We start from the raw sequence: 26549 nt of genomic DNA on the forward strand, positions 1-26549 counted from the left end.
GCCTGTTGCTCTTGTCGGTCGGCAATTGTTCCCGCTTTGACCGTATAACCCTCTCATAGAGAATTCACTGCGTCTACGGAAAGATGATTATCTTTCGATATTTTGTTGCCATATTCAAATGCGTTGTAATTTCTCCCGGCGCATATCAACTGGGGGGCTCAACCCCACAAGAAAAATAGGGATTATTTGTTCTATCGAGAAAAAATATTTTTCAAACTCATACGTTCGAACGATGGCTGCTTGCAAAAGATTTGGTCTTCTTGCATGCGCGATAAATTCAACTCCCCTCGTAGCGGGGTAAAAAAGCGCAGGGAGAGGGTTGCCGCCAGATAACTGTAAACATTCAGGGCGGAAATGAAAAAAGCATTTAACACGGGAGACGGCGTAGAATCTGGAGGAAGTATTAGGACCGGCGCCTCGTCGCAAACAGGAGCCGCCGTTGGCGTTCCCTCGTCTCAACTTTTGCTTTCGGGGGAGTATCAGCGGCTTGGTCCGGACCTGCTTTTGCAAAGCCCGAACGGCGAGCAGTTCCTGATCCGAGATTTCTTTGCCACCGAAACGCCGCCTGACCTGGTCAGCGCGGACGGTTCCGTCATTCCGGGCGAGTTGGCTGTCAGGCTGGCTGGCTCCCTGACTCCTGGACAATACGCCCAGGCGGGAGACATCCCGGCCAAACAGCCGATTGGTCGCGCCGACGCTTTGTCCGGGGACGTGACGGTTGTTCATGCCGACGGCAGCAAAAACCAGTTGCACAAGGGTGACGCGGTCTTCCAAGGCGACGTGCTGCAAACACTCAAAGGCGCCGCTATCGGCCTCGTCTTCATGGATGGCACCACTCTTGCACTTGGCGGCAACGGGCGACTTGTGCTCGACCAGATGGTCTTCGACCCTGCCACGCAAATTGGAAGGTCATCCTTCTCGCTTGTTCAGGGCAGCTTTTCCTTCGTCTCGGGCCAGATCGCCAAATCGGCGCCGGATGCCGCGTCGCTCAAAACCCCGGTGGCCACCATCGGCATTCGCGGGACCATGGTGGCGGGAAGTTTCACGCCAGAGTCTGGGTTGGTCACCGCTCTGCTTCCGGAGGGAAACAGTACCGGCGAATTCACGATCACCACGGCGGCAGGAACCACCACCAACAATCAAAACTTTGGCGCCGTGCATGTTGCCAACTTTTTTGCGGCTCCCTCAAGCGTGGTGCAGGTCAGCAAGGGCCAGATCGCCAACAGTTTCGTGGAAGTCTTAAATGCGGTGACGAGCGTCAGCGCGCCACAGGCCGCACGAAGCTCCGCCGAACAGATTTTGCAATTGGCTCCACAGGCGCCTCAATTCCAACAAGAGCAGGTCGGACCGAAAGCCGGTCCTGTATCCGGCATTCCGGACGCCAAGGGGGGTGGCGCAGCCGTCCAGCCGTCTGGCACTCAGCCTGCTTCAGCTTCCCAGGCAGCGGAAACCGTCGAGGGGGTGTTCCAGGCGAAGGCCGTGGAAACGGGAGGATTGGCCAAGGGGATCGATGCCAGTTTCGCCGCGGCTGCCCAGGCGGCCATTCTAACCGCCGTTCAGCAGGGAAAGCCAGTGGAATCGGCACTGCAAGCGGCCATGGCGGCATCCCAGGCCTACAGCGATGCCAAGGCTCAGGGCGCTTCGACCGAAAATGCCCTTGGAGCAGCCGCCAGCGTCGCCCAACAGACCGGTGTGCTGACAGCGACGCCTTTCGTTTCAACCACGCCAGCCACCACCAGCCCCCAAACGACCGCACCAGTTTCAGCGCAGACTGCGGCAACGTCCGCTGCACAAACATCAACACAGGCCGCCGCTAGCCAGACATCGACCGCAACGCCAGCGCAAACCGTTACGACAGGCTCGCAAGCAACCAGCGCCATCGACGCAACCGCTTCAACCTCCTTCATTCGGGTCACGCAGACATCTGTCGACACCTCCACCGCTTCAAGCCCGACCACGACAAGCGCGACGACGCAGACCGCATCCGCATCGACGGCCTCATCGCCGACAACCACCACCTCGTCCAGCACGACAGGCAGCAGTTCCAGCAACAACGACAACAACGCAACGACGTCTAGCCAGACAACGACCGCCCCTGTGAATTACACCTATTCCGGCAAGGCCATCGACGGCTATATCTCGGGCGCTACCGTTTTCCTGGACGCCAATGGTAACGGGACCTGGGATACCGGCGAATCAAAAACGACCACCGACGCATCTGGCAACTTCTCCCTCTCCAGCACAGGCACGACAGGATCGCTGGTGATCGAGGGCGGTACGGACCTTTCGACCAACAGCGCCTTCACGGGGTCGATGAGCGCTCCCATCGGTTCCAGCGTCATTACGCCGCTGACGACCTTGATCGACCAGATGATGTCCAGCGGCATTAGCGAAACGGAAGCGAAGGCGAAGCTGGTGACGGCGCTGGGCATTCCTTCTTCGGTCGATCTAAAGACCTTCGACCCCATCGCTGGCAGCTTCAGCGGAGCGCAGACAAGCGAAGCCGCAAGCGTACTGGCCGCCGCCGTCAAGATCCACAATACCGCCGTACAGGTTGGATCGGCGCTGAGGGGGGCCAATTCCAGCCTGTCCGCCGCCGGGGCAACCGGTTCCGTTTACAGCGCCCTGGCTGACCTGCTTTCCACGTCGTCAAGCGCCGTAGATCTTAGTTCGTCGAACTCGACGGCGCTGGGCAACCTGATAGACAATGCGGCCATATCGGCGGGCCTTGGCGGCAGCAGCTTCATCGTCAACGCCAAAAGCAATATTTCCCAGATGATCGCGGCGGCCAACAGCCAGATCGATGGATTGAGCGGTTCCGGCGCGTCGCTGGTCGATTCCATCGCCCGCATCGCCTACGTGGCACAGGGGGCGGCGGATACGATCAAGGCTGCGGTCAGTGGCGGCAATAGCGCCAATCTGGTCGCGCAGTTCACCGGAGACGCTTTTGCCACAAGGATGGAAGCGGCGGCAAGTTCCATCGGCGTCATCAACCCAAACTTGGCGGCGACGGACGGCAATGACGTTCTGACCGGAACTTCGGGCGGCGACATCATCCGCGGTCTTCTGGGCAATGACTTCATATCCGGCATGGAAGGCGCCGACTTTCTCTATGGCGGACCCGGGGCGGATACGTTGATCGGCGGCGACGGATCGGATCAACTTACCGGCGGACTTGGCGTCGATTCCTTCATGTTCAGCCTGTCCGACACGGGATTGGACACGATTGCCGATCTGTCGGAACTGGAGCGGATTTTCTTTTCCGACCTTGAGCTTGAAGGAATCGTCAGCGAAGGAAGCGGCGATGCGACCGCAGGCGCCGTTCAGGTCCAATGGAGCGACAGCGGATTCACGACAGTCCATGTCGGAACCGGCGACGGCATTTACGATATCAGGCTGACCGACGAGGATGGCGGCTGGGAAGATATCACCCGCTGGGGGATCGCCGACGGCCAGTTGCGGGTTCTGGCAACACCGGTTCTTGAAGGTGGGCGAACGGCAAACTTCACCGAGGGCGGCGATGCGGTTCCGGTCGCCCCTCACCTGATCGTCGCCGATAACGACAGCCCCCTTCTTGCGGGCGCTACTGCCACCATCGTTCAAGGCTATGCCGCCGGACAGGATATGCTGTCTTTTACCCAGACGGCCAACATCTCTGGAAGCTACAACGCCCAGAATGGCGTTCTGACTCTTTCCGGCCAAGCAACGCTGGCCGAATATCAGACGGCGCTGCGCTCCGTTCTGTTCGACAACGAATCACAAGATCCGGCGGCGGACCAGACCAGAACCATCAACATCACCGTTAGCGATGGCGTAAGGACAAGTCAGCCAATTTCCTCCACCATATCTTTAACCGCGGTCAACGACGCGCCGCAACTTGATAGCGGCGCCCTTCTGATCACCATGGACGAGGACGGCGAGCATAGCGACAATTTCACAGCAACCGATCCCGACAGCGCAAGCCTTGTATATTCCGTCGCCGTCCAGGCTGCTCATGGTTCGGTCATTTTGGATTCGGTCACGGGAGACTACACCTACGCGCCGCAAGCGAACTTTTTTGGTCAAGACAGTTTTGTCCTTCAGGCAAGCGACGGGCAAGGCGGCACAGCGTCGATGGCCGCCAGTGTCGCCGTATCCGCCATTGACGACGCGCCGGTTCTCGATATCAACCAGGGTCTGGCGACGACCGGCGGACAAAGTCTGGTTTTGACGACGGCGCTGCTGTCCGCTCATGACATCGATACGCCGACCAGCTCACTGTCTTACATCCTGACCGGGTTGCCGGAACACGGCGCGATCATGCGAGGCGGCGCATCCCTTTCGATTGGCGAGAGCTTCACCCAATCCGAACTGGCCTCTGGCCTTGTCTCTTATGTCCATGACGGCGGCCAAACAACAAGCGATGGCTTCGGCTTCGCGCTTTCGGACGGAGTCAGCACGCTTGCCCCGGCAAACGTTGCCATCACCATTGAGGGCGGTTCCGGCCAGGGCGGAGAACAGGGCGGCGGCAGCGAGCCGGGGGTGGCTGAGTTCCAAGACACCATGAGCGGCTACCGCCTATCCGCATCCATGCAGATCCTGACGGTCACGGATCTCGATTCCAACAACGGCAATGACAGCGCCGCCGGACTTGCAGACATCACCACCTTGAGTTTCGCCAACGGCGATATCGCCGTCTCGGCAGTGACCGTGGGTGACACAAAGGTCAATACGACGACAAGCAGCAACCAGTTTGGCGCGTCCGTAAAGGCACTGTCGGACGGCGGGTACGTCGTTGCCTGGGCTGGGTCAAGCACAGCGCAGGCAGCGAACGGGATATTCCTTCAGCGTTACGACGGACAAGGCATTCCTCAGGGCGGCGAGGTGGCGGTCTACACTGTTGGCTACACCAACAACACATACGAATGTTCAGTGGCTGGGCTGGAAGATGGCGGGTACATCGTCGCCTGGAAAAATGATGGCAACAGGATCAGCGCCAGGCGTTATGACTCCGACGGCATTGCCCAGGGTGGGACGATGAGCCTTGGCGCCTGGACCGGCGGAGGACAATGGCATCCAGATGTCGCAGGCCTGGAGGGCGGTGGATTCGTTGCAGTCTGGAACAGCTACCTGCAAGATGGGTCAGGGCAGGGAGTTTACGGGCAGGCATTTAGTTCCGGTGGTGCGGCGCTGGGAGACGCCTTTCGGATCAATGCCACGACGTCAAACGACCAGTGGTACGCATCAGCAGCCCCTCTGACAGGCGGCGGATTTGCGGTGGCTTGGCAGAGTCAGTACGAGGTTTATGGTCGGATCTACGATGCGTCCGGCTTGCCGATTGGCACAGAATTTCAGGTCAACACTTACACGGCCAATTATCAAAGCATGCCTTCAATTGCTAAGTTGCAAAATGGCGGCTTCGTCGTAACTTGGCAGAGTCAAGGGCAGGACGGTTCTGACTACGGTATTTATGGACAAGCCTATAACTCTGAAGGCATTCCCCAGGGAGCCGAATTCCGAGTCAACACGGCGACGGTAAACGCACAAATAAATCCTTCAGCCACAGGCCTTGCCGGAGGGGACTTTGTCGTCACTTGGCAAAGCATTGGACAAGACGGTTCCGGCTATGGCGTCTATGCGCAGCGTTTCACAGCGGACGGGCAAGCCGTTGGCAATGAGTTTCAGATCAACACCTATACATCCTACCACCAGCAAGCGCCGTCGGTCTCTGCATTGCCGGATGGCGGTTTCGTTGTGGCTTGGCAAAGCTCTGGTCAAGACGGCTCGGGCGATGGCGTCTACGCACGGCGTTTCGACGCCAATGGCAATGCAAGCGAGTTGGTACTGACAGCCGGGGGGCTGGACGACACGCTAAATATCGGCACCGGGCTGCGCAGCATCGATGGCGGCGCTGGAACAGACACCGTAATTCTGTCTAACGAGAACCATGCACTAACTGTTTCTCACGTCGAATCCGTCGTCGGCGGCAGCGGCGATGACGCCATCACGTTGGGTGCGGCTTTGGCATCAGGCGCCATCGACCTTGGCCAGGGCACGGATCGGCTTGTTCTATATGGGGGCGCCAACAGCCTTACCGTCAGCAACACGGAATTCATCACCGGCAACAGCGGCGCAGACATCATCACCTTGGGGGCCGCCCAGGCAGTCGGCACCATCGACCTGGCGGGCGGCATCGACCGTCTCTATCTGGCGGATGGCGGAAATACGCTGACCATTCTGGCCGTGGAATCCGTCATCGGCGGTACCGGCGACGATTCCGTATCCATTGGTGGCGGCCTGCAAGGCGGGTTCTTCGACCTTGGCGGCGGAACCGATGTGCTAAACCTTTCCGGTGCCGCGACCATAAATATAGCCAATGTCGAAACCATCAATGGCAGCTCAGGACTTGATTTCATCACATTGACCACCGCGCAAAGCCAGGGATTAATCGATCTGGGCGCTCATTCTGGATCGGGCGATTCCCTCCAGCTTGCCGATGGCGGCAATATTCTGACCGTGAAGAACACGGAAAACATTTTTGGGGGTTCCGGCAACGACGCCATCATTTTGGGAACGATTCTCGCCTCCGGAAGCTCCAATCTAGTCGATCTCGGAGACGGCACGGACGCTCTGACGCTTGCCAACGGCGCCAATTATCTCAACGCTAGATATATCGAGACCATTATCGGCGGAACCGGTAACGACAACGTCACTTTGTCGATTGCGCAGAGCGAGGGGTTGATTGATCTTGGCGCAGGCACGGACAAGCTGACGCTCGCGGCTGGCGGCAATGCGTTGACCGTGAGAAACACGGAAACCATCACCGGCGGCAGCGGCAACGACGCCATCGCGCTGGGAACCGCAATGACCACCGGCTCCATCGACATGGGGGCGGGAGCGGACGTTCTAACGCTGGCCAATGGCGGCAACGCCCTAACCGTCAGGAATTCTGAAACGATCATCGGCGGCACGGGCAACGACGTTCTAACGCTCGGCATCGCCCAGACATCTGGCGCTATTGATCTTGGAGCCGGAGGGAACAAGCTGACTCTTGCTGCGGGAGTCAATGTCCTGACCGTCAGCAACGCCTATAGCATCGTCGGAAACACGCACGGAGACGTCATCACGCTGGGCGCTGCCCAGTCTTCGGGCACGATCAACCTAGCGGGCGGAACCGATCAGCTGTATCTGGCAGATGGCGGCAATACCCTCACCGTTTCCTATGTCGAAACGATAACAGGCGGAGCCGGAGATGATGTCATCACGCTGAGTGCAGCGACGCCTGCATCCCTTGTTGATCTTGGAGGCGGGACCGACCGGTTGGCCCTTTACAGTGGCTCCAACCACCTAGTTGTCAGAAATGTCGAGACCATCACCGGCGGCAGCGGCAACGACCAGATCGTGCTGGATACTGCCCAAGCATCCGGCGCCATCAATCTGGGTTCTGGAATCGACATGCTGACCCTGGCCAACGGCGGCAACACGCTGACCGTCACCGCCACTGAAACCATCACCGGAGGCAGCGGAGCGGATATCATCACCCTGGGCGCCGCGCAATCTTCCGGCATTATCGATTTGGGGGGGGGCGCTGACCGGCTGGTCCTGGCGAATGGGGCCAATAGCCTGAGCGTCAGAAACGTCGAAACCATCACCGGCGGCGCCGGCAACGACACGGTAACCGTTATGGCAACGCTTGTTTCCGGAAGCATCAATCTGGGGGCGGGAACTGATACGCTTGTAATAAACGGAACCGGCTCCAGTTCGATTGAGGTCACAGGCGTTGAAAACGTTATCCTTAATGACAACTACGCTCACTTCATCAACTTGGCTGCCGGCTCTGCCGTTTCCATGATCGGGGGAAGAGGAAGCGACACGTTATACGGCAATGCAGGAAACGATACGCTCACAGGCTATTATGGCGCCGATACCCTGAAAGGCGGCGTCGGCAATGACGTTCTGGTTGGCGAATTGGGTCCAGGCTACTCGGTTGCGGACTCGGCAATCGACATCGCCTTGTTCTCGGGAGATGCCTCGAACTACACCATCAGCGCAAAGGGGGCGGACGGCTATTACACCATCGCCGGAACGGACGGCGTAGATAGGGTGCACGGCATCGAAATCCTGCGCTTTGACAGCGGCAACGACATTCATTTGCCATATTCTCTGACTGGGTCGTCAGGTTCGGACACCCTGACTGGCGCGGACAAGAGCGACATACTGTTGGGCGATCTTGGCGCCGACACGCTGCGTGGCGGGGCTGGCAACGACACGCTGAATGGCGGCTCGGGTGACCTGTTCCTGGATATCGCGCTCTTTTCCGGCGATGCCTCCGCCTATACCGTCAGCACCCAAGCGGCCGACGGCTCCTTCACCATCACAGGCCCGGATGGCGACGACAAACTGATCGGCATCGAGGTTCTGCGCTTCGACAGCGGCAACGATATCTACCTGGCCCGCAGCCTGACGGGAGGCAATGGCGCCGATGTCATGATCGGATCAAGTTACAATGATTCCTTGAACGGCGGCGGCGGCAACGACACGATCATCGACGGGTTTGGAAATGACAGCTTTGTCGGAGGTCCTGGCAGCGACGTTGCGATCTTTTCGGGAAGTTATTTTGATTACGCCGTTGACTTCAGCATGCTAACGGGAAAGACGACGGTTACCGGGATTAATGGAACGGATACAATCAGCAGCGTGGAATTGCTGCAATTCAACGATCTTAGCCTTTCTCTCTTCACCAATATGACGCTTGCGGGCACAGACGCCAGCAACACCCTAGTCGGAAAATCGGGCAATGACACGTTCATAGGCGGACTTGGCAACGATAGCCTTGTCGGAAATGCCGGCAACGACATAGCCGTCTTTTCCGGAAACTTAGCCGATTACGTCGTCACCTCGAGCAGCGCGACTGGAGTCATCACCGTAGCCGGTGCGGGCGGGACGGACACTTTGATCGGAATCGAAACGTTGAAGTTTGATGATCAAAGCCTGTTTTTGCTTTCCTCCACGAGCTGGGTAGGCGGTTCGACTGCATGGTCATCCCCCGCCTACTGGAATTCTGGAGCAATTCCCGACCCGCTAAGCGCTGTTACAATCTCACAGAACGCAGTAACCCACTCAGATGGTACGCACACCATAGGCTCCCTGGGCATTTCTGGTTCCGGCTCCCTGATTCACAGCGGCGGCAGCCTGATCATGTGCGCCAATTCGTCAGTTGGGTCAGGACGTACGCTTACTGCCAGCGGCGGGACTTTGGCCGGAAACATTTCCAACAGTGGCACCATAAATTTCAACGCGTGGACGAATCACTCCGGCCTGACGCTCACTAATCTGACCGGAGGAGCCGTCAACGTAACGAAGCATGGCGTTACGCTGGGCGGCCTTGTTTCGAATGCCGGTACCCTAAACATAAGCATGACCGAGCAAGGTGGCGACGCGCTGTATATCGCTGGCGATCTGCGCAATGTAGGTTTAATAACGCTGAACGCGGGAACCAGTGGCTATAGGACGGCTCATCTGGTGATGAAAGATGGAATTTTGACGAACGAAGCGGGCGCCACGATCACCACGATGGGAACAAACCCTTCCGGCTACGGTGATCGAATAACGTATCTAGATGGGCGAATCGACAACTACGGGACAATCAATGCGAATACAATAACCTATCTGTCAGGTATGGACACCAACCTGATCAATTGGGGAGTTCTCGCCGGATCATGGGCTTTGTATGTGGAGAATGGAGCTGCCTTAACTTTTACAGGCAGCGGAAGTTACAACGTTCCGATTTATCTGCTCAATGGCGGCATCTTTAATGTGGCGCAAGACGCTACGCTTACAAACGTAAGCATGCTAATGGATTATGCAAATGGAACCATAACCAATTTGGGTACGATCAATCCAGGCGGAATCGGCGTTCGGTCAACAATGACCGTGTATTCTCCAACCGTTACTTTCCTGGACGGTGGCGATCTTGCAGTGGACATCACCGCCGCTGGCTCAGACAGCCTTGTCCTGGCCAGTGGCAAGACGGTCAACCTGACCGGCATCGACAACGATCTTGACGTCGCCTTCGCTTCCGGCTTCACGCCATCCGCAGGCGCGAATTACACTGTCGTCTCGGCGGGAACGGTGAACGGCGCCTTCGACGCCATCGACGGCGTCGATCTTGGTGTTTCCTCGGGCCTTGCCGTTGGCGCCACGGCCAGTTCGACCGCCTTCACCTTGAACGTGCGCGCCCTCACGGACAGCGGCTCTGATGGGGCCAATGACACGCTGACCGGCGATTCCGGCATCGATGTGATGCATGGTGGCTCCGGCAACGACACGCTGATCGGCAATGGCGGCGCCGACATTCTGGTCGGCGGCGCCGGCAATGACGCGTTCCATGTCTCCGACGACGCCTTCTCGCGCATCGACGGTGGCGCGGATTTCGATCGGCTTTTAGCCGACTTCAATCTGGACCTGACCGATCTTTACGGCTACCGGCTCGATAACATCGAGATGATTGACAGCAGAGGCGGCAATGCAAACACGCTGACCCTGGACCGGAATGCCGTGCTCAACATCACCGATGGCGGGGTCAATCAAGCCACCCAAACCGCCAACACGCTGATCGTCGTCCAGGATTTCGCCGACAACTTCATTCTATCCGACAGCGCGGACTGGACCACCTCGACCGCCAACCTTACCGTCGACGGCAACCTGGACAGCTATACGGTCTATACGAACCAAACAGACACATCCGTCAAGGTCTATGTCGCAAGCAGTGATGGCGAATAAAGTTGCTTGGGATTGTCCACTCAATTTGTAGAAGAAAGTGACACCTAGCACCTTTATTGAAATTTATCTCTTCCAGGACGGCAATCGTCGGGTTACGACCCGCAATATGGTTCGGGAATTTGGGGCAAGCCTCAACACACTCAAGGTGACGTTCGGAAATCTTGTCGAAAAAGGGTTGCTGGTCCGCCATGGCGCTGGGCGCTCGACATGGTATGGCCTGCCGTAACGCGCGGGCGAGGGGGCCATTCGCGGGACAATTTGGGGACAGTGCTAGGTGAAATTACCGGAATCTAGAGGAAACTAGGCGCAGGTTAATCTGCTGATTTTAAAGGATACAAAATTTTCTGGCATTGATAATAAACGGTTTTCTGCGGTTTTTGGTATCGCCATTCCTAGGTTCGAATCCTAGCGCCCCAGCCAAACAAAAACCCGCCATCCGGCGGGTTTTTGTTTGGCTGGTGGTAATCTGATTCAACCTTCGTTCGACACCGAGGCCCGAAGGGCCGAAGGGGCGGCGGAGCATAGCGCAGCCAATCTTAGCGCCCCAGCCAAACAACACGTTGTCCGGTCTTGGGACATAGGTAACAGATCGTACCTAAGACATGGGTGACAATCTCGAAGCCCAACGTCTCCGTCATCAGAAAGCAAAAGCCGAAAGTACGGAATCGCAAACCGCAACCGGCCATAATCCGGTGTAATCGGGTAAATTTAGGGGTGAATAATCCGGTGTAATCCGGTATAAATGCCGGTATGCTCAAGACCGAAACAATCCAGATCACCCCGGAACTCCTCGCTTTCCTATCGGAAATCGATGAATTCAAGGGGGCTTGGCGCGCCCTTGGCACACTCGCCCCTGAGCGCCTGAATGCGCTCAGGCGCATTGCGACAATCGAGAGCATCGGATCTTCAACCCGCATCGAGGGCAGCAATCTTTCCGACCGCGAAGTCGAGAAGTTGCTGGCCAATCTTGAGATCAAGAAATTCGCAACACGCGACGAGGAGGAGGTCGCTGGCTATGCCGAGGTCATGGAGACCGTCTTCCATGCCTGGGCCGACATCCGCATGACCGAGAATGTCCTGAAGCAATTGCACGGCGACCTACTGAAACACAGCGCCAAGGATCAGCGGCATCGCGGCGACTACAAGACGCTTCGCAACGATGTTGGCGCTTTCGGCCCTGACGGCAAGATGATCGGTGTCGTCTTTGAAACAGCTACGCCCTTCGACACGCCGCGCCGCATGGCCGAGCTGATCGCTTGGCTTGCCCAAGCGCGTGAGGTGGCAAGGCTCCATCCGTTGATCATCATCGCGGTGTTTGTCGTGACCTTTCTGGAGATTCATCCCTTTCAGGACGGCAATGGCCGCCTGTCTCGGATTCTGACGACGCTGCTGCTGCTCCAGGCAGGCTACGCCTATGTGCCCTACAGTTCGCTTGAGAGCGTCATCGAGAACAACAAGGAAAGCTATTATCTTGCCCTGCGCCAGACCCAGACCACCATCCAGAGCGCCGCGCCCGACTGGCAGCCCTGGCTGACCTTCTTCCTGCGAGCCTTGCAGCAACAGAAGCGCCGTCTTGAAACCAAGGTCGAGGCTGAACGGCGTGCCCTTCTCGATCTGCCCGAGCTGGCGCTCCAGATCATCGACTATGTTCGCGCACATGGCCGGGTTTCGACACGCGATATGGTTCGGGAATATGGAGCAAGCCCCAACACCCTCAAGGTGACGTTCGGAAGCCTTGTCAAAAAGGGCCTGCTGCTTCGCAAGGGGGCTGGGCGCTCGACATGGTACGGACTGCCATGAAGGACGGGCGAGGGGGCGTCTCGCGGGACAAATTGGGGACAGTGCCAGCGGAGTTGTTTTTAGAATCCCTTGCCGGGGGCTTGGGCCAGTTCTGGGGTGAAGCGCACTAACCCGGTTGCGGCCATTCTTCTTGGCCGCGTATAGCGCCTTGTCGGCGCGTTCCAGCACCAGCAGGAAATCGTCTTCCTCGGGCAGCATATCGGCAACGCCGATGCTGACCGTCATCGAGAAGACGGTCCCGCCGCCGTCGATTCGGGCGGCCGCAATGTTTTCGCGCAGTTTCTCGGCGACTTGGCAGGCTTGCTCCAAGGCCGTCTCGGGCAGAAGGATGGCGAACTCCTCGCCGCCCAACCGTCCCAACAGATCGCTGGCGCGAATGCTGGGCAGGATGGCGTTGACCAGAATCAGCAAGGCATCGTCGCCGACGGCATGTCCGTAGCTGTCGTTGATCTTTTTGAAGTGATCGATATCCAGCATCATCACGGACAGCGTGGCGCCCGAGCGGCGCTTGCGAGCCGCCTCGCGCAGGGCGGCGTCCATCAGGAACCGGCGGTTCCAGCATCCGGTCAGGGGGTCGGTTCTTGCCGCATCGAGCAGCTTGGATTGCGCGGCTTCCAGCTTGCGGAACAAGGGGCGGAAGACGAAAATGGCTTCGGCACCCAGGGTCGCCAGCATGACGCCCACCAAAGCCAACAGAATTTGGCGCAGGTTGCGGATCGCGGCTTCGCTTTCCGTCTCGTATTGGCGAACGGCCTTGTCCAGCGCTTCCAGGATCGGGCCGTGCGAAGCGTCCAGCAGCGCATTCAACTGGCTGCTGTTGGCCCGCTCTTCGTCGGGCAGCGCCATGAATTGGCGCGCCTGCAGCAAATAATTCGCCACCTGACCGTTCAAGCCGAGCGGCTGGGTGGTGTACAGAGCCGCTACTTCGGCGCTCTTTTCCGCCGATATGTTCAGTGTTGGCGATCCCTGGGCCAGCGCCTCATGCGAAACGGCCATCATCTCGACGGCCTTTTGCATTTCCGCTTGGTATCGGGCGCGCGCGCTAGCGCTGTCTGTCCGGCTGATTTCAAGCGCCAACATGGGAATGCGTTGCGACAGCATGCGCTGGCGTCCGCTGATGTTGACGATGCGCGCCGTGGCTTCCTGGCGCTGCACGATGGCGTCTACCATGACATGCGTCACCATCGACAGAGTGGCGATCAAGGCCAAGGCCCCCGCATAGATCAGCGTCGCCGTTCGAAACCCACCCAAGCCGGAATGATCTGTCCGGTCCTCCATGCCATTATCCCGCCGCGTCAGCTCGTTGTTATTTTATATTCCTTAACATACCCGGCGGTTGGGGGAAAGAAAGGAAGGGGCGGCGATTATTCTTGATTGGCCGATTACCAACCCGGAACGCTGAAGGGCGGCCAGCGCCATTACGGCAAGATAAGCAGGTTTCATTCAAATGGATGTCGGGCGGGAAATTAGAACTTTATCAATACGGCGCCCATCCATATCCATGATTTCGAATTTCCAACCGTCCCATTCGAAATGATCGCCCGCCTTTGGAATGCTGCGCGCCCTCGATAGAATGAAACCGGCCACGGTGGAAAAATCTCCGCCTTCAGGATTCAAGATTTTGCATCCGGTGCGCTCGGCCGCCAGATCCACGGCGACATAGCCGTCCAGCAGCCATGATCCATCCTCGCGCTCGACGATGCTGCCCTCATATTCCTCGCCATGTTCATAGAGCGAGCCGACGATGGAGGAGAGGATGTCGGCCATCGTGACGATGCCTTCGAAACTTCCATGTTCGTCCACCACCACGGCAAGATGAATGGGCGAGCGCTTCAAGATATCCAGCACATGCAGGGCAGGGGCGTTGTCGTGAACCGCCTCGACCTTCTTGATCTGGGCGGCGACATCCATCGGCTTGCCGTCCAGGAAGGCGTTCAAGATGTCCTTGGCCTGCACGACGCCCAGCACGTCGTCGGGATTGCCCCAGCAGACCGGCACGCGCGAGTGATGGCATTCTTTCAGCGTGGCGGCGATCTTGGCGGCATCCCAGCCAAGATCGACGTAAATCACCTGATTGCGGGGCGTCATGATGGCCCGGATCTTGCGGTCGCCAAAGCGCATGACGCCCGAGATCAGTTCCTTTTCTTCCGGTTCGAAAACGCCGCTTTCGGTGCCTTCGGCGATCATCGCCTTCACTTCTTCCTCGGTCACCGACTGATCTTCCGATTTGCGCACGCCCAGGATTTTCAAGACGATCTTGCTGGACTGTTCAAGAATCCAGATCAGGGGCGAAGTGGCCTTGGCCACCATGGCCATGGGGCGGGCGGCCAGGACGGCGATCCCTTCCGGATTGGCCAGGGCGATCTGCTTGGGCACCAGTTCGCCCGCGATCAAGGACAGATAGGTGATGGCGCCGACGACCAGAAAGATCGACAGCGCTTCGCTGGCCGGGGCAAGGGATGGCATCTCGGTTTCGATCCAGCCATCCAAGTGACCTGCCAGCGTGGCGCCCGAGAAAGCGCCGGTCAGGATGCCGATAAGCGTGATGCCGATCTGAATCGAAGACAGGAAGCGACCGTGATTCTCGGCCAGTTCCAGCGCGATGGCCGCCCCCTTGCTGCCCTCTGCCGCCATGGACGCCAAGCGCACCTTGCGCGCCGAAACGATGGCCAGTTCCGACATGGCGAAACAGCCGTTCAGAAAAACCAGAAAAACGATGATCGCGATTTCAAGAAAGATGGACATGGATCCGAATCTCCATTCCGTCAGTTGTCGCCGTCGTCATAGGGGTTTTTTGTTTTGCGCAAGGTCATGCGAATGGGCGTGCCCGGCATGTTGAAGGTTTCGCGCAGGCCATTGGTCAGATAGCGCATATAACTGTCGGGCAGTTCTTCGGGCCTTGTGGTGAAGATCACGAAGCTGGGCGGTCTGGCGCTGACCTGGGTCATGTAGCGCAGCTTCAGCCTGCGCCCCCGCACGGCGGGCGGCGGGTGGCGCTGGGTAGCTTCTTCCAGCCAGCGGTTCATCTTGGAGGTCGAGACCCGGCTGTTCCAGATGTCATAGGCCTTGATCACCGCCTGCATTAGCTTGTCCAGCCCCTTGCCGGAAAGCGCCGACAGGGTGACGGCGATAACACCCTTGACCTGCGGCAGGGCGATGGAGATTTTATCGTGCAGATGTTCCAGCGCCTCGCGGTGGTTTTCCACGGCGTCCCACTTGTTGACGGCCAGCACGATGGCGCGGCCCTCGCGCTCGGTTAGTTCGGCGATGGACAGATCCTGGCGTTCCAAGGGCGCGTTGGCGTCGACGACCAGCACCACCACTTGCGCGAATTTCAGAGCGCCCAGCGTGTCGCCCACCGCCTGGCGCTCGATGCGCTGGGTGATGTTGGCCTTCTTGCGCATGCCCGCCGTGTCGATCAGCACGACATTGCGTCCTTTCCAGGAAAAGGGCACTTCGATGGCGTCTCGCGTCAGCCCCGCTTCAGGCCCGGTGATCAGCCGGTCTTCGCCGATCAGCCGGTTGACCAGCGTCGATTTGCCGGCATTGGGCCTGCCCACCACGGCGATGCGGATGGGGCGTTCCTTGCCGCCTTTCTCTTCGTCCTCGTCCTCGTCGATATCCGGCGCGGGGGCATAGGGCAACAGCGCGTCATAGAGATAGCCTAACCCCTCGCCATGCTCGGCCGACAGCGGCACGGGATCGCCCAGCCCCAGGGCATAGGCCTCCAGCATTCCAGGCTGTCCGGCGCCGCCTTCGCATTTATTGGCGGCAAGAATGATCGGCGTTTTGCCTTTGCGCAGCCACTGGGCGAAATGTCGGTCCAAGGGCGTCAGACCCGCCCTGGCGTCGATCAGGAAGACGGCGACATCGGCCAGCTCAAGCGCCTTCTCGGTCTGGGCGCGCATGCGCGCCTCGATGGCTTCGCCCTTTGCGTCTTCAAGGCCCGCCGTATCGATGATGGTGAAGGTCAAATCGCCCAGGCTGGCGGGCGCTTCCCTGCGGTCGCGGGTAACGCCCGGCAGATCGTCGACAATGGCCAGACGCTTGCCCGCCAATCTGTTGAACAGGGTCGATTTGCCGACATTCGGTCGGCCCAGGATGGCGACGGTGAAGCCCATTTCTTTCTATCAGCGATAGACGACCAAGTCTGCTTCGTCGGTCAGGAACAACAGTTCCTTGTTGGCGACGATGGGAGGCAGACTGACGCCGTCGGGCATTTCGGCCAGCCCCTGCGGCTTGCCGGTGTAAGGCGAAAGAGAGACGGCCATTCCGCTCGAACTGGTGACGATCAGCCGGTCGCTGGCCAGCACGGGTCCGGCCCAGACGATGGGGTCCTTTTTCTTTTCGGCGTTTTTCCAGCGTTGCAGCGGCGTGACCCAGCGGATGCGCCCCGATTTCGCCTCGACGCAGATCACTTCGGCTTCGTTGGTGATGGTGTAGAGGTACTCTCCCGCCACCCAGGGGCTTTGCACGCCGCCGACCTCAGCTTCCCAGATGCGTCGTCCCGAACGTAGGTCGATGGCGACCATCAAGTCGCCATGGCCGATGGCGAAAACGCGACCGCGGTCGATGATGGGCCGCCCGCGAATGTCGGAAAGGCCTGAAATCGCGTCGGTGCGACGGCCCGAGGACAATGAGTCGGACCACAGTACGGTGCCGTTTTCGCTTCTAAGCGCGGTCAGTTCGCCCGAGGAATAGGGCACGATGACCAGCGTGTCGTCGGCAGCCGGACTGGTGGAACCAAGGATGCTGGCTCCTTCGTTGATGCCGGTATGCGTCCACAGCGTCTTGCCGGTAGCCTGATCGAGCGCATGGGTTTGGTTGTCCATGGTCACCACGAACAGCCGACCCGCCCGCGCCGTGGGGGCGGCGCGCAACGAGGCCACCAGTTTGGTACGCCACAATGCCTTGCCGTTGGCGGGATCGAGCGCCACGATGTGCCCGAAACTGGTGGTGGCGAACAATCGTCCGCCATCGACGGCCAAACCGCCGCCCATCAAATCGTCGCCGTCTTCCTCGTCGGGCGTCAGGTCGATCCGCCACAGGCGCTTGCCTGATTTTTCGTCATGGGCCGAAACCCTGGATTTGACGTCCATCGCGAAAACCCGCCCGGCGAAAATCACCGGCGGCGTCAGCAGTCGGCGATAGTCCGAGGAACCCGCGCCGATGCCCGCCGTCCAGGCGCGCTTCGGATTGGCGCTGACCAACATGTGGTGCATGGCGTGGGTGGAATAGCCGCCAGCCTGCGGCCAAGCGTCGTTCGCCTCGGGGGCGGGCAGGCGCAATTCCTGCTCGGCGGCTTCTGGGTCGGCCTTCAGCTTGCTGTCATGGGCCAGAACGGAAACGCGCTTGCCGGGAAGGGGCTTCTTGTCGTCGCCGCCCATCCAGGTGTCTTGCATCCATTCGCATCCCGCAAGGGAAAACGACAAAACAAGGGCCAGCGCGAACGAACGGCGGCTAAATGAGAGTGTCATGATCTAGCTCCGGCCTTTGGCTTCAAGAGATTGGCGAAGCTCGGCGGCTCTGGCTCGCAAGCCATGCGGGGCGGTCGCGTCGTCGGAAAGGCGGGTGTAGATGTCTTGCGCCTTGGCGGTGTCACCGGTGCGGATGGCCAGCAGGGCCTGCAATTCGCGGGCGGAATGGCGCCAAGGCTCCGAGGCGCCTGCCAAGGGGGCCAGTTCAGCTTCCAGCTTGGCGGAATCGCCCGTGTCGATCTGCAAGGCCAGCGCGTTCAATTTCGCTGCGCTTTGATAAAGAGCACCCATGCCGGAATGGGTGGCCGCCAACTGATAGCTTTCGACCGCCTTGGCCGTCTCGCCGCGAATCGTCAGGATGCCTGCTTTCTTCATTTCGGCCAGCGTGCCATAGACGCCGCCGTCCTTGGCCATGGCTTCCAGGCCGGAAAGCGAGTCTTCCGCCTTGCCCTGGGTCGCTTGCCGACTGACCTGGGCGAAACGGGCGCTTTCGTCTTGGGCTTGGCTGGTCTTCCAATGGGACCAGCCTTCGTTTCCGGCCACCCCCAGCACCAGGATGGCGGCGGCGGCGACCACGTAGGACCCATAGGCTTTCCAGAGCTTTTCCGCCTTGTCGCGCTTCAGGTCTTCATCGACCTCGCGGATCAGGGCTTCCGTTGCGGCGTCGCTTTCGTTCACTTTGGCGTTCACTTTGGCCTCTTTCAAATTTCGGGCGCTACCATAGCCGCCGCAGCGCCCAGGCTCAAGCCTCACGCCACTTTATCGAGCAACCCATGCTGGGAATCTGCTCAAGCGGGCCTTGCCCACACTCGGCCACCAGCCGCATTGCCAGGAAAAGCTCTCTTTTCGAGTCGCCAGGGGCCGGGTTCTTGCCCGACGAATCGAGCCTACCCCGGTATTGAAGCTCGAATTTCCGGTTGAAGCCGAAGAAATCCGGCGTGCAGACGGCGTCGTAGGCTCTGGCCGTTTCCTGACTTTCGTCGATGACGTAGGGGAAGGAGAAGTCGTGTTTTCTAGAGAATATCTTCATGTTTTCAAAGGAGTCTTCGGGGTAGCGGCTGACGTCGTTGGACATGATGGCGATGCTGCCGACGCCCAGGCCAGCCAAGTCTTTGCAGTCGCGCGCCAGCCTGGGGGCGATGGCCTGGACATAGGGGCAGTGATTGCAGATGAACATCACCAGCAAACCATTGGGACCCATGGCCCGGGCGGGGGTCCATATCTGGCCGTCGATGCCGGGCAGGCTGAAATCCGGGGTTTTCCAGCCGAAATTGCAGATGGGCGTGGAAATAGCCATGGCGTCCTCTCTTTTTTAACCATTCCGTTAATGAATCGCCGTAATCTGGAATGACGTCAAGAAAACGAGCTTCTCATGTTGAACGACCCTCAAGCGATCATCAGCGCGGTAGCGGGAAAGCCCGTGCGCACCGACGTGGCCCATGGGCTGAAGTCGGCCAGCGAGAAGACTGGGGTCAGTTTCGAATTCCTGGTCGCCGAGGCCACGCGGGAAAGCGGGCTTAATCCCAACGCCAAGGCGCCAACCACGTCGGCCAGGGGGTTGTTCCAGTTCACCAGCCAGACTTGGCTTGAGATGTTCAAGACCAACGGCGCCAAATACGGCCAGGGCGACTTGGCCAAGAAAATCCGGCGCAACGACGATGGCGTGCTGGAAGTCGGCGACGATGCGGCGCGCAAGACCATTCTGGGGATGCGCCAGGACCCCGAAATGTCGGCGCTGATGGCGGCGGAATACGCCAAGGTGAACGAAAAGCGCCTGGAAACCCGCCTGGGGCGCGAGGTCGGTCCCACGGAAGTCTACCTGGCCCACTTTTTGGGACCCAATGGCGCGGCGCGTTTCATCGGCGCTTCCGATAAGTCGCCTGGCAAGGAAGCCGCCAAGTTGATGCCTGCGGCGGCCAAGAACAATCATTCGGTTTTTTACGAGGGCAGCAGGCCGCGCACGGTGGCCGCCGTCTATGACCAGGTGCGCAACTCCATCGACGGAACGATTGACCGCTTGAACCGGGCCAGCGCAATGGCCGAAGCGCCGAAGCCCGAGGCCCAGCCCCCGCAGGCTGATCCGCAAAGAATCGCCGCCGCCCAGGCCGAAGCCGAGGCGCGTCACGACATGGCCCGCCAGGCTCTGGCGTCGCAACTGACGCCCGCCTCGTCTTCTCGGGGCGCCAATATGTTTGACCCGTCGGAAAGTCAGCAGTACGGCAACGCCACGCCCCGGGTTTCCATGCCCATGCCGCCGCCTTTGGTGCGCCAGCCCCAGCCGCAGGCCCAGGCACCCGATGCCGGAGCGCTGGAAGTTCTGATGCGCCGTGTGCGCCTCTCCTTCCTGGGATAGCAATTTTCTCGAATTCCCGCCCGAGTCGTGCTACTAGATGGCCGATACTCTAAGGGGGTTAGGGTGAGCAAGGACATCGTCAGCAGTCTGGAAGGCATACGCCTGTTGTCGGGCCTCTCGCGCGAGGAGCGCGAGGCGGCCGAACGCCAATGCTCGTGGAAGCGTTATCGGGCGGAAGAGCAGATCCTTGATCGCGACAGCGATACCCGCGACGTCTTCTTCGTCGTTTCGGGCAAGGTGCGCATCGTCAACTACTCGCTGTCCGGGCGCGAGGTCACCTTGGGCGACGTGGCGGCTGGCGGTCACTTCGGCGAATTGGCGGCCCTTGACGGCGATCCTCGCTCGGCCAGCGTGATGGCGCTGGAAGATACGGTGGTGGCGGCCATGCCGCCCGATTATTTCCTGCGCCTGATCCACGCCCATCCGGAATCGACGCTGTTCATTTTGCAAAGCCTGTCTCGCATCGTGCGCCGTTCGACCGAGCGCATCATGGATCTATCGACGCTGGGCGCCAACAACCGCGTCCATGCCGAGTTGCTGCGTTTGGCCAAGAGCGCAGCCAAGGGGGCCAATCAGGCCGTCATATCGCCCATTCCCGTGCATAGCGACATCGCCAGCCGGGTCAGCACCACGCGCGAGACCGTGGCTCGCGTGCTGAACGAATTGGCCCGCGAGGGCATCGTCAAGCGCGAGAAGGAAGCGCTGAAGGTGCTGGACATCGACGCCCTGGAAAGCCTGGTCATCGAAGTGCGCGGCGAGTAATCCCCCTAATTTTATAGCGGAATATACGAAAATATCTTAAGTCGCCCCTCTTGTGACGGGCGTCACCGCATCCTACGTGGAAATTTGGCAATGTTGCTTTACGGCAATCGTGCCGGAAGGGCCGCCGGGCGGCCAAGGAGGAAAAGATGTCAGCAACATGGAAGGCGTTTGCGTTAGCAGTCCCCCTCTCGTTGATGATGCTCCTTTTCTCCTGGCCGCGGATGGCGGGCCTTTTCGATCCGTTCTGAACTCTTCCTCTCTTCCCCTCTCGAAACTCAAACGGGCCGGTTCATCCGGCCCGCTTTTTTTCAAGCGGCGGAAGGGCCGCCGGGGAACCACAAGGTCATTTGATAATCGATGGTGATTTCCTCGCCTTCAGAGATGTCGCGCACGGCGAAGAGATCGAGCAGGCTTTCGTCGATCAGGCGGTCGAAATCGGCATTGGGGTTGTTCGAATGGTTGCACAGGCTGGTATAGCCCAGCGTGACGCCGGCGCGACCCTTGCGGCTGTACAGATCTTCTTCCGTGGTATCCTTTTCCCACATGAAGACATAGGTAAAAAGAATGCTTTCGTCTGTCTTGGCGCGATCCCATTCGGGAATGACCAGTACGGGCGAACGCTCGATCAATTCCCCCTTCTTGATGGGTTCCGCCGCAACGATCCCCCGGCCCCTTCCTTCAAAAACGACGATCTTCACCTTCTTGCGCATATCACTTGTTGCAAGCATGTAGTCCCCTGGGCGAAATGACATATCGCCAACAAGCTAGGGGGAATCACTTAGCCTCGCAAGAGTTAAAGACGCTCGTCTTTTCTGTGGCTTAGCTTCAGAAAGAGGATGGTTCCCGCCAGTCCCAGGGTGACCAGATTGGCCAGGATAATGGGCCAAGCGCCCAGGATCAGGCCATAGACCAGCCACAGGGCCACGCCCAGGGTGAAGGACAGGAACATGGTCAGCGAAATGTCGCGCGTCGAGCGCGTTTTCCAGGTTTTCACGACCTGGGGCAGGAAGGCCAGGGTGGTCAGCATGCCCGCCAGCATGCCGACGAAATCGAGCAAGGTCATCAGGCCACCTCGAAATAGGGCCGGGTCAGGATGCGCGCCGCCTCCTCGACCGAGGGGTCTTCACGCCCGCCATAGTCGGTGTGCAGCTTGGGGGCCAGCTTGGCGAAGATGGCCAGAAGTGTGGGATCGAAATGACTGCCAGCGCCCCGGTCCATGATGGCCAGTGTTTCCTCAAGTCCGAACGCCTTCTTGTAGGGACGCGCCGAGGTCAGGGCGTCGAAGACGTCGGCAATGGCGAAAATGCGTGCGCCAAGGGGAATGTCATCGCCCGCCAGCCGGTGCGGATAGCCCGATCCGTCGAATTTCTCGTGATGCGCCTCGACGATCTTGGCGGCTTCCGCCAGCCAGCTTGACCGGCGGACGATATCGACGCCATGCGCGACATGGGTCTTCATGATGGCGAATTCGCTTTCGTCCAGGCTTGCGGGCTTCAACAGAATTGTATCCGAAATGGCGATCTTGCCGACATCGTGCAGGAAAGATCCCTTGATCAGTTCGCGGATTTCATTCTGCGCCATTCCGGCCATTTCGGCCAGCCTGACGGCATAGATGGTCACCCTGAAATTATGCGTATGCGTATCGCTGTCGCGCTTGGCGATGGCGCTGCCCAGCACTTCCAAAGTCTGGATGTTGGCGTGCAGAAGTTCCTGGCTAAGCGCGATCAGCCCGCGATTTTGGGCGCGGATGATCGGATACAGCAGCAGGGCGGTTGCCAGAACCGACAGGATGACCATGGACAAAGTGGTGGTCAGAAGTTCGGAAATTTCGGCCATGCGCCTGGGGCTGACCTCATAGACGCCTTCGAAATAGCCCAGCAATTCGCCCTTCCCGCCGCGCAAGGGGGTCAGCGCCTGGATGAACAGCCTGTCGTCAATGGTGCGTTTGATGTACCAGGTCGAGTCGCCCTTCGGAAATTGGTGCTTGTTGCTTTTGAGGGAACGCTCGACCCATTCCGAGCCGGGAAGGACGGCCTCGGCCACCTTGTCGCGGTCGGTGTCGTACAATTCGGCGACGATGAAATTTCCCTCGGAAAGATTCCTGTGCTGGCCCAGAAAAGTCTCAAGATCCTTGGCAATGTCCGACGCCGACGTCATTTCCCTTAAAGGGGCGTGCCTGGCGGCTTCGGGGGCGAAGGCCCTGGCCTCGGCCGTAACGCTGTCCACAATGGCTTCGTCGATCTTCTCGAGTTCGTAATAATAGACGGCAACGCCCAGCGCGCTGGCTATCAAGACGGCGCCAAGGCAAAGCCTTAGGATCAGGTTGCGGTGCAAATGGCTGGTCATATGGGCCTGTGATCTCCTAACAGGGCCGCATATTACAGATTTTAAATGAATGAGCGATGAATAACCTCGCAGGGTCAGTCTTGCGTCTGGCGCGGCTGGGGGTTAAGGGCGGCCACGTTCCAGATATGCTCGGCATATTCGGAGACGGTGCGATCCGACGAGAACTTGCCCATGCGCGCCACGTTCAAGATAGCCTTGCGGGTCCATTCTTCGGGGTCGCGATACAACTCGTCGACCTTGCTTTGTGCCTCGCGATAGGCGGCAAAGTCGGCCAGCAGCATGTAGAAATCGCCGCCATGGGTGAGCGCGTCGAAGATGGGGCGAAACCGGTCGGGTTGGTCGGGCGAGAAAACGCCCGCGGCGATCTGATCCAAGGCTTCCTTCAATTCCGGGTCTTTGTTGTAGACGTCCCACGGATTGTAGCCGAGATGGCGCGTGTCTTGAACCTCCTGGGCGCTAAGCCCGAAGAAGAAGACATTTTCTTCGCCCACTTCCTCGGCGATCTCGATATTGGCGCCGTCGCGCGTGCCGATGGTCAGCGCCCCGTTCAGCGACAGTTTCATGTTGCCGGTGCCGGAGGCTTCGGTGCCCGCCGTCGATATCTGCTGCGACAGATCAGCCGCCGGTATGATCAGCTCAGCGGTCGAGACGTTGTAGTTGGGCACGAAAACCATCTTCAGGCGACGCCCGACGACGGGGTCGGCGTTGATGACGGCGGCCACGTCGTTGATCAGCTTGATGATCAGCTTGGCCATGGCATAGCCGGGAGCGGCCTTGCCGGCGATGATGATGGTGCGCGACACGATCGGGGCATCTGGATTGGCGCGAATCTTGTTGTAGCGGGTGATCGTGTACAGAATGTTCATAAGCTGGCGCTTGTATTCGTGGATGCGCTTGACCTGCACGTCGAACAGGGAATGAAGGTCGACATCGACGCTTAGGCGTTGGCGGATCAGGGACGCCAGGCGCTCCTTGTTGGCGCGCTTTACCGAGCGGAAGGATTCGCAGAATTCCGGGTCATCGACGATTTCCTCCAGCTTGCGCAGGCCATTCAGATCCGCCGCCCAGTCCATGCCGATATGGGACGAAATCAGGCGGGTCAGTTTCGGGTTGGCCATCATCAGCCATCGCCTGGGCGTGATACCATTGGTGACGCAAAGGATCTTCTTGGGGGCCAAGCGGTGAAAATCCGAGAAGATGGTGCTTTTCATCAGTTCGGTATGGATGTGCGCCACGCCATTGACCTTGTGCGAACCCACGAAGGCCAGATGCGCCATGCGCACGCGCCTTTCGCCCATTTCGTCGATCAAGGAAACGCGGCGCGACAAATCGGCGTCGCCCGGCGCCAGGACTCTGACTTCGCCCAGGAAATGCTGGTTGATGTCGTAGATGATCTGGATGTGCCGCGGCAGCAGGCGTTGGAAAATATCGACCGGCCAAGTTTCCAGCGCTTCGGGCAGCAGCGTGTGGTTGGTATAGGCGAAGACGCGCTTGGTGATGTTCCAGGCGCGCTCCCAGTCATAGAAATATTCGTCGGTCAGGATGCGCATCAATTCGGGCACCGCCATCGCGGGATGGGTGTCGTTGAGCTGGATGGTCACATAGTCGGGCAGGGCGTCGAACCCTTCGTGATGCTTCCTGAAACGCGACAGGATGTCTTGCAGCGACGACGAGATGAAAAAATATTCCTGCCGAAAGCGCAGCTCCTTGCCGCGCGCCGTCGAATCGGACGGATAGAGAACCTTCGACAGATTCTCGGACTCGGTCTTGTCCTTCACGGCTTCGATGTAATTGCCCTGGTTGAAGTAGCGCAAATTGAAATCGCGGGTCGATTTGGCCGACCACAGGCGCAGATTGTTCACCGTCTTGCCGCCGTAACCCGGCACCGGCAGGTCGTAGGCCATGGCCATCACTTCCTCGCCGTCCTGCCATTGATGGCGCCATTTGCCTTCGCTGTCCTTGACATGGATAACTCGCCCGCCGAAGCGCACCGGATAGATCACGCCGGGGCGGGGGAATTCCCAGGGATTGCCATAGCGCAGCCAGTTTTCGGGCGCTTCGACCTGATTGCCCTGTTCGATATGCTGGGTGAACATGCCGTATTCGTAGCGGATGCCGTACCCGAAACCCGGAACGCCCAGCGTGGCCATGGAATCGAGAAGGCAAGCCGCCAGACGGCCCAATCCGCCGTTGCCGAGCGCCGGTTCGGCTTCCCAGCTTTCCAACTCGGCCATGTCGTAGCCCAGGTCCATCACGGCGTGGCGGCAAGCCTCCATCATGCCCATGTTGAGCATGCCGTTGGAGAGCGCCCGGCCCATCAGGAACTCCATCGACAGATAATAGACGCGTTTGACGTCCTCGTCGTAATAGGCGCGCATGGTGTCCATCCAGCGCTCGATCATGCGGTCGCGCACGGTTTGCGCCGCCGCCTGATACCAGTCGCGCGAGGTGGCGTTTACCGTATCCTTGCCCACCGAATGCAGAAGATGGTCGTGGAGGCCCTTCTTGATGGCCTCGCTCGGTTCCTGGCCGTCCTTGCTGGAACTGTTGCTCATTGGATCGAAATCCCCATTCCCCTGGTGCGGCGACAGTTTAGTTGGAATTTTTTGAAGAACAAGCTCAGCTAGCTATAGGAATTTCCAGTGTCATAGGGTAAAATGGCACAATGCAACATACAAACAGTGTGAAAACATGACCGAGTTGGCCGATTTGAAACCCCAGGAAGTTCTTGAGCTGATCGAAAGCGATAATGTGCTGCTGGTCGATGTGCGCGAGATGTCCGAATATTCCGCCAAGCACATCAAGGGCAGTCTGTTGTTGCCGATGTCGGTGTTCGATCCCGAAGATTTTCCACTTCTGAAAGGGGCTAAAGTGGTGCTGATCTGCGCGCTTGGCAAACGGTCGGTGGCGGCGGGCAAGCAACTGCTGCAGGAAGGCGTTTCTTTACCGCTCTATAATTTGGAGGGCGGCATCAAGGCCTGGGGTGAGGCGGGGCTGCCGCTTGTTCTGGCGCCCGAGGATTATTCTATTTGACCCTGGGCGAAAGTCGG

The 26549-nt window shown here is 59.1% G+C and carries 15 protein-coding genes; 4 read left to right on the forward strand and 11 right to left on the reverse strand.

Going from position 1 to position 26549, the window contains the following annotated elements:
* Positions 1 to 354 precede the first annotated feature (354 nt).
* Positions 355 to 10761: a cadherin-like domain-containing protein gene (locus tag HQL44_16835; GenBank protein MBF0270250.1), complete on the forward strand. Its 10407-nt coding sequence runs from the start codon at positions 355 to 357 to the stop codon at positions 10759 to 10761.
* A gap of 906 nt (positions 10762 to 11667) precedes the next feature.
* Here HQL44_16835 and HQL44_16840 read toward each other — a convergent pair.
* The 7 genes from HQL44_16840 to HQL44_16870 form a co-directional block, all read right to left on the reverse strand.
* Positions 11668 to 11853, reverse strand: coding sequence for a hypothetical protein (locus HQL44_16840; GenBank protein ID MBF0270251.1), 186 nt, complete (start codon positions 11851 to 11853; stop codon positions 11668 to 11670).
* 6 nt (positions 11854 to 11859) lie between these two features.
* Entirely contained in the window at positions 11860 to 13839 is a 1980-nt protein-coding gene (locus HQL44_16845; GenBank protein MBF0270252.1) for a diguanylate cyclase, read from the reverse strand.
* A gap of 165 nt (positions 13840 to 14004) precedes the next feature.
* Positions 14005 to 15306: an HlyC/CorC family transporter gene (locus HQL44_16850; GenBank protein MBF0270253.1), complete on the reverse strand. Its 1302-nt coding sequence runs from the start codon at positions 15304 to 15306 to the stop codon at positions 14005 to 14007.
* Between the two features lie 20 nt (positions 15307 to 15326).
* Positions 15327 to 16682 (reverse strand): ribosome biogenesis GTPase Der, encoded by a 1356-nt coding sequence (gene der, locus HQL44_16855; GenBank protein ID MBF0270254.1) that lies wholly within the window; start codon positions 16680 to 16682, stop codon positions 15327 to 15329.
* A gap of 9 nt (positions 16683 to 16691) precedes the next feature.
* Positions 16692 to 18038 carry a PQQ-binding-like beta-propeller repeat protein gene (locus tag HQL44_16860; protein MBF0270255.1) on the reverse strand — a complete coding sequence of 449 codons (1347 nt, stop codon included), beginning with the start codon at positions 18036 to 18038 and terminating at the stop codon, positions 16692 to 16694.
* A gap of 3 nt (positions 18039 to 18041) precedes the next feature.
* Positions 18042 to 18728 (reverse strand): tetratricopeptide repeat protein, encoded by a 687-nt coding sequence (locus tag HQL44_16865; protein ID MBF0270256.1) that lies wholly within the window; start codon positions 18726 to 18728, stop codon positions 18042 to 18044.
* 52 nt (positions 18729 to 18780) lie between these two features.
* A complete protein-coding gene (locus HQL44_16870; protein ID MBF0270257.1) occupies positions 18781 to 19335 on the reverse strand; it encodes a thioredoxin family protein in 555 nt (184 codons plus the stop codon).
* Between the two features lie 75 nt (positions 19336 to 19410).
* Here HQL44_16870 and HQL44_16875 point away from each other — a divergent pair, with 75 nt between their 5' ends.
* Both HQL44_16875 and HQL44_16880 read left to right on the forward strand, forming a co-directional pair.
* The gene (locus tag HQL44_16875) at positions 19411 to 20391 is read left to right on the forward strand and encodes a transglycosylase SLT domain-containing protein (protein ID MBF0270258.1); all 981 of its coding nucleotides are present in this window, start codon (positions 19411 to 19413) and stop codon (positions 20389 to 20391) included.
* Positions 20392 to 20454: 63 nt separating this feature from the next.
* Positions 20455 to 21153 carry a Crp/Fnr family transcriptional regulator gene (locus HQL44_16880; protein ID MBF0270259.1) on the forward strand — a complete coding sequence of 233 codons (699 nt, stop codon included), beginning with the start codon at positions 20455 to 20457 and terminating at the stop codon, positions 21151 to 21153.
* Between the two features lie 308 nt (positions 21154 to 21461).
* On the opposite strand, the gene HQL44_16885 is transcribed toward HQL44_16880, so the two are convergent.
* The 4 genes from HQL44_16885 to HQL44_16900 form a co-directional block, all read right to left on the reverse strand.
* On the reverse strand, positions 21462 to 21881 hold the full coding sequence (locus tag HQL44_16885) for an SET domain-containing protein-lysine N-methyltransferase (GenBank protein MBF0270260.1): 420 nt from the start codon (positions 21879 to 21881) through the stop codon (positions 21462 to 21464).
* Positions 21882 to 21946: 65 nt separating this feature from the next.
* Positions 21947 to 22216, reverse strand: coding sequence for a SemiSWEET transporter (locus HQL44_16890; GenBank protein ID MBF0270261.1), 270 nt, complete (start codon positions 22214 to 22216; stop codon positions 21947 to 21949).
* Positions 22216 to 23499, reverse strand: coding sequence for an HD domain-containing protein (locus tag HQL44_16895; protein MBF0270262.1), 1284 nt, complete (start codon positions 23497 to 23499; stop codon positions 22216 to 22218). The genes HQL44_16890 and HQL44_16895 overlap by 1 nt, the downstream gene beginning before the upstream one ends.
* 74 nt (positions 23500 to 23573) lie before the next feature.
* On the reverse strand, positions 23574 to 26054 hold the full coding sequence (locus HQL44_16900) for a glycogen/starch/alpha-glucan phosphorylase (GenBank protein MBF0270263.1): 2481 nt from the start codon (positions 26052 to 26054) through the stop codon (positions 23574 to 23576).
* A gap of 136 nt (positions 26055 to 26190) precedes the next feature.
* Between HQL44_16900 and HQL44_16905 the strand changes: the two genes are divergently transcribed.
* Positions 26191 to 26532 carry a rhodanese-like domain-containing protein gene (locus tag HQL44_16905; GenBank protein ID MBF0270264.1) on the forward strand — a complete coding sequence of 114 codons (342 nt, stop codon included), beginning with the start codon at positions 26191 to 26193 and terminating at the stop codon, positions 26530 to 26532.
* Positions 26533 to 26549: the final 17 nt, after the last annotated feature.

The organism is Alphaproteobacteria bacterium, assembly GCA_015231795.1.
GTDB lineage: Bacteria > Pseudomonadota > Alphaproteobacteria > Rhodospirillales > WMHbin7 > WMHbin7.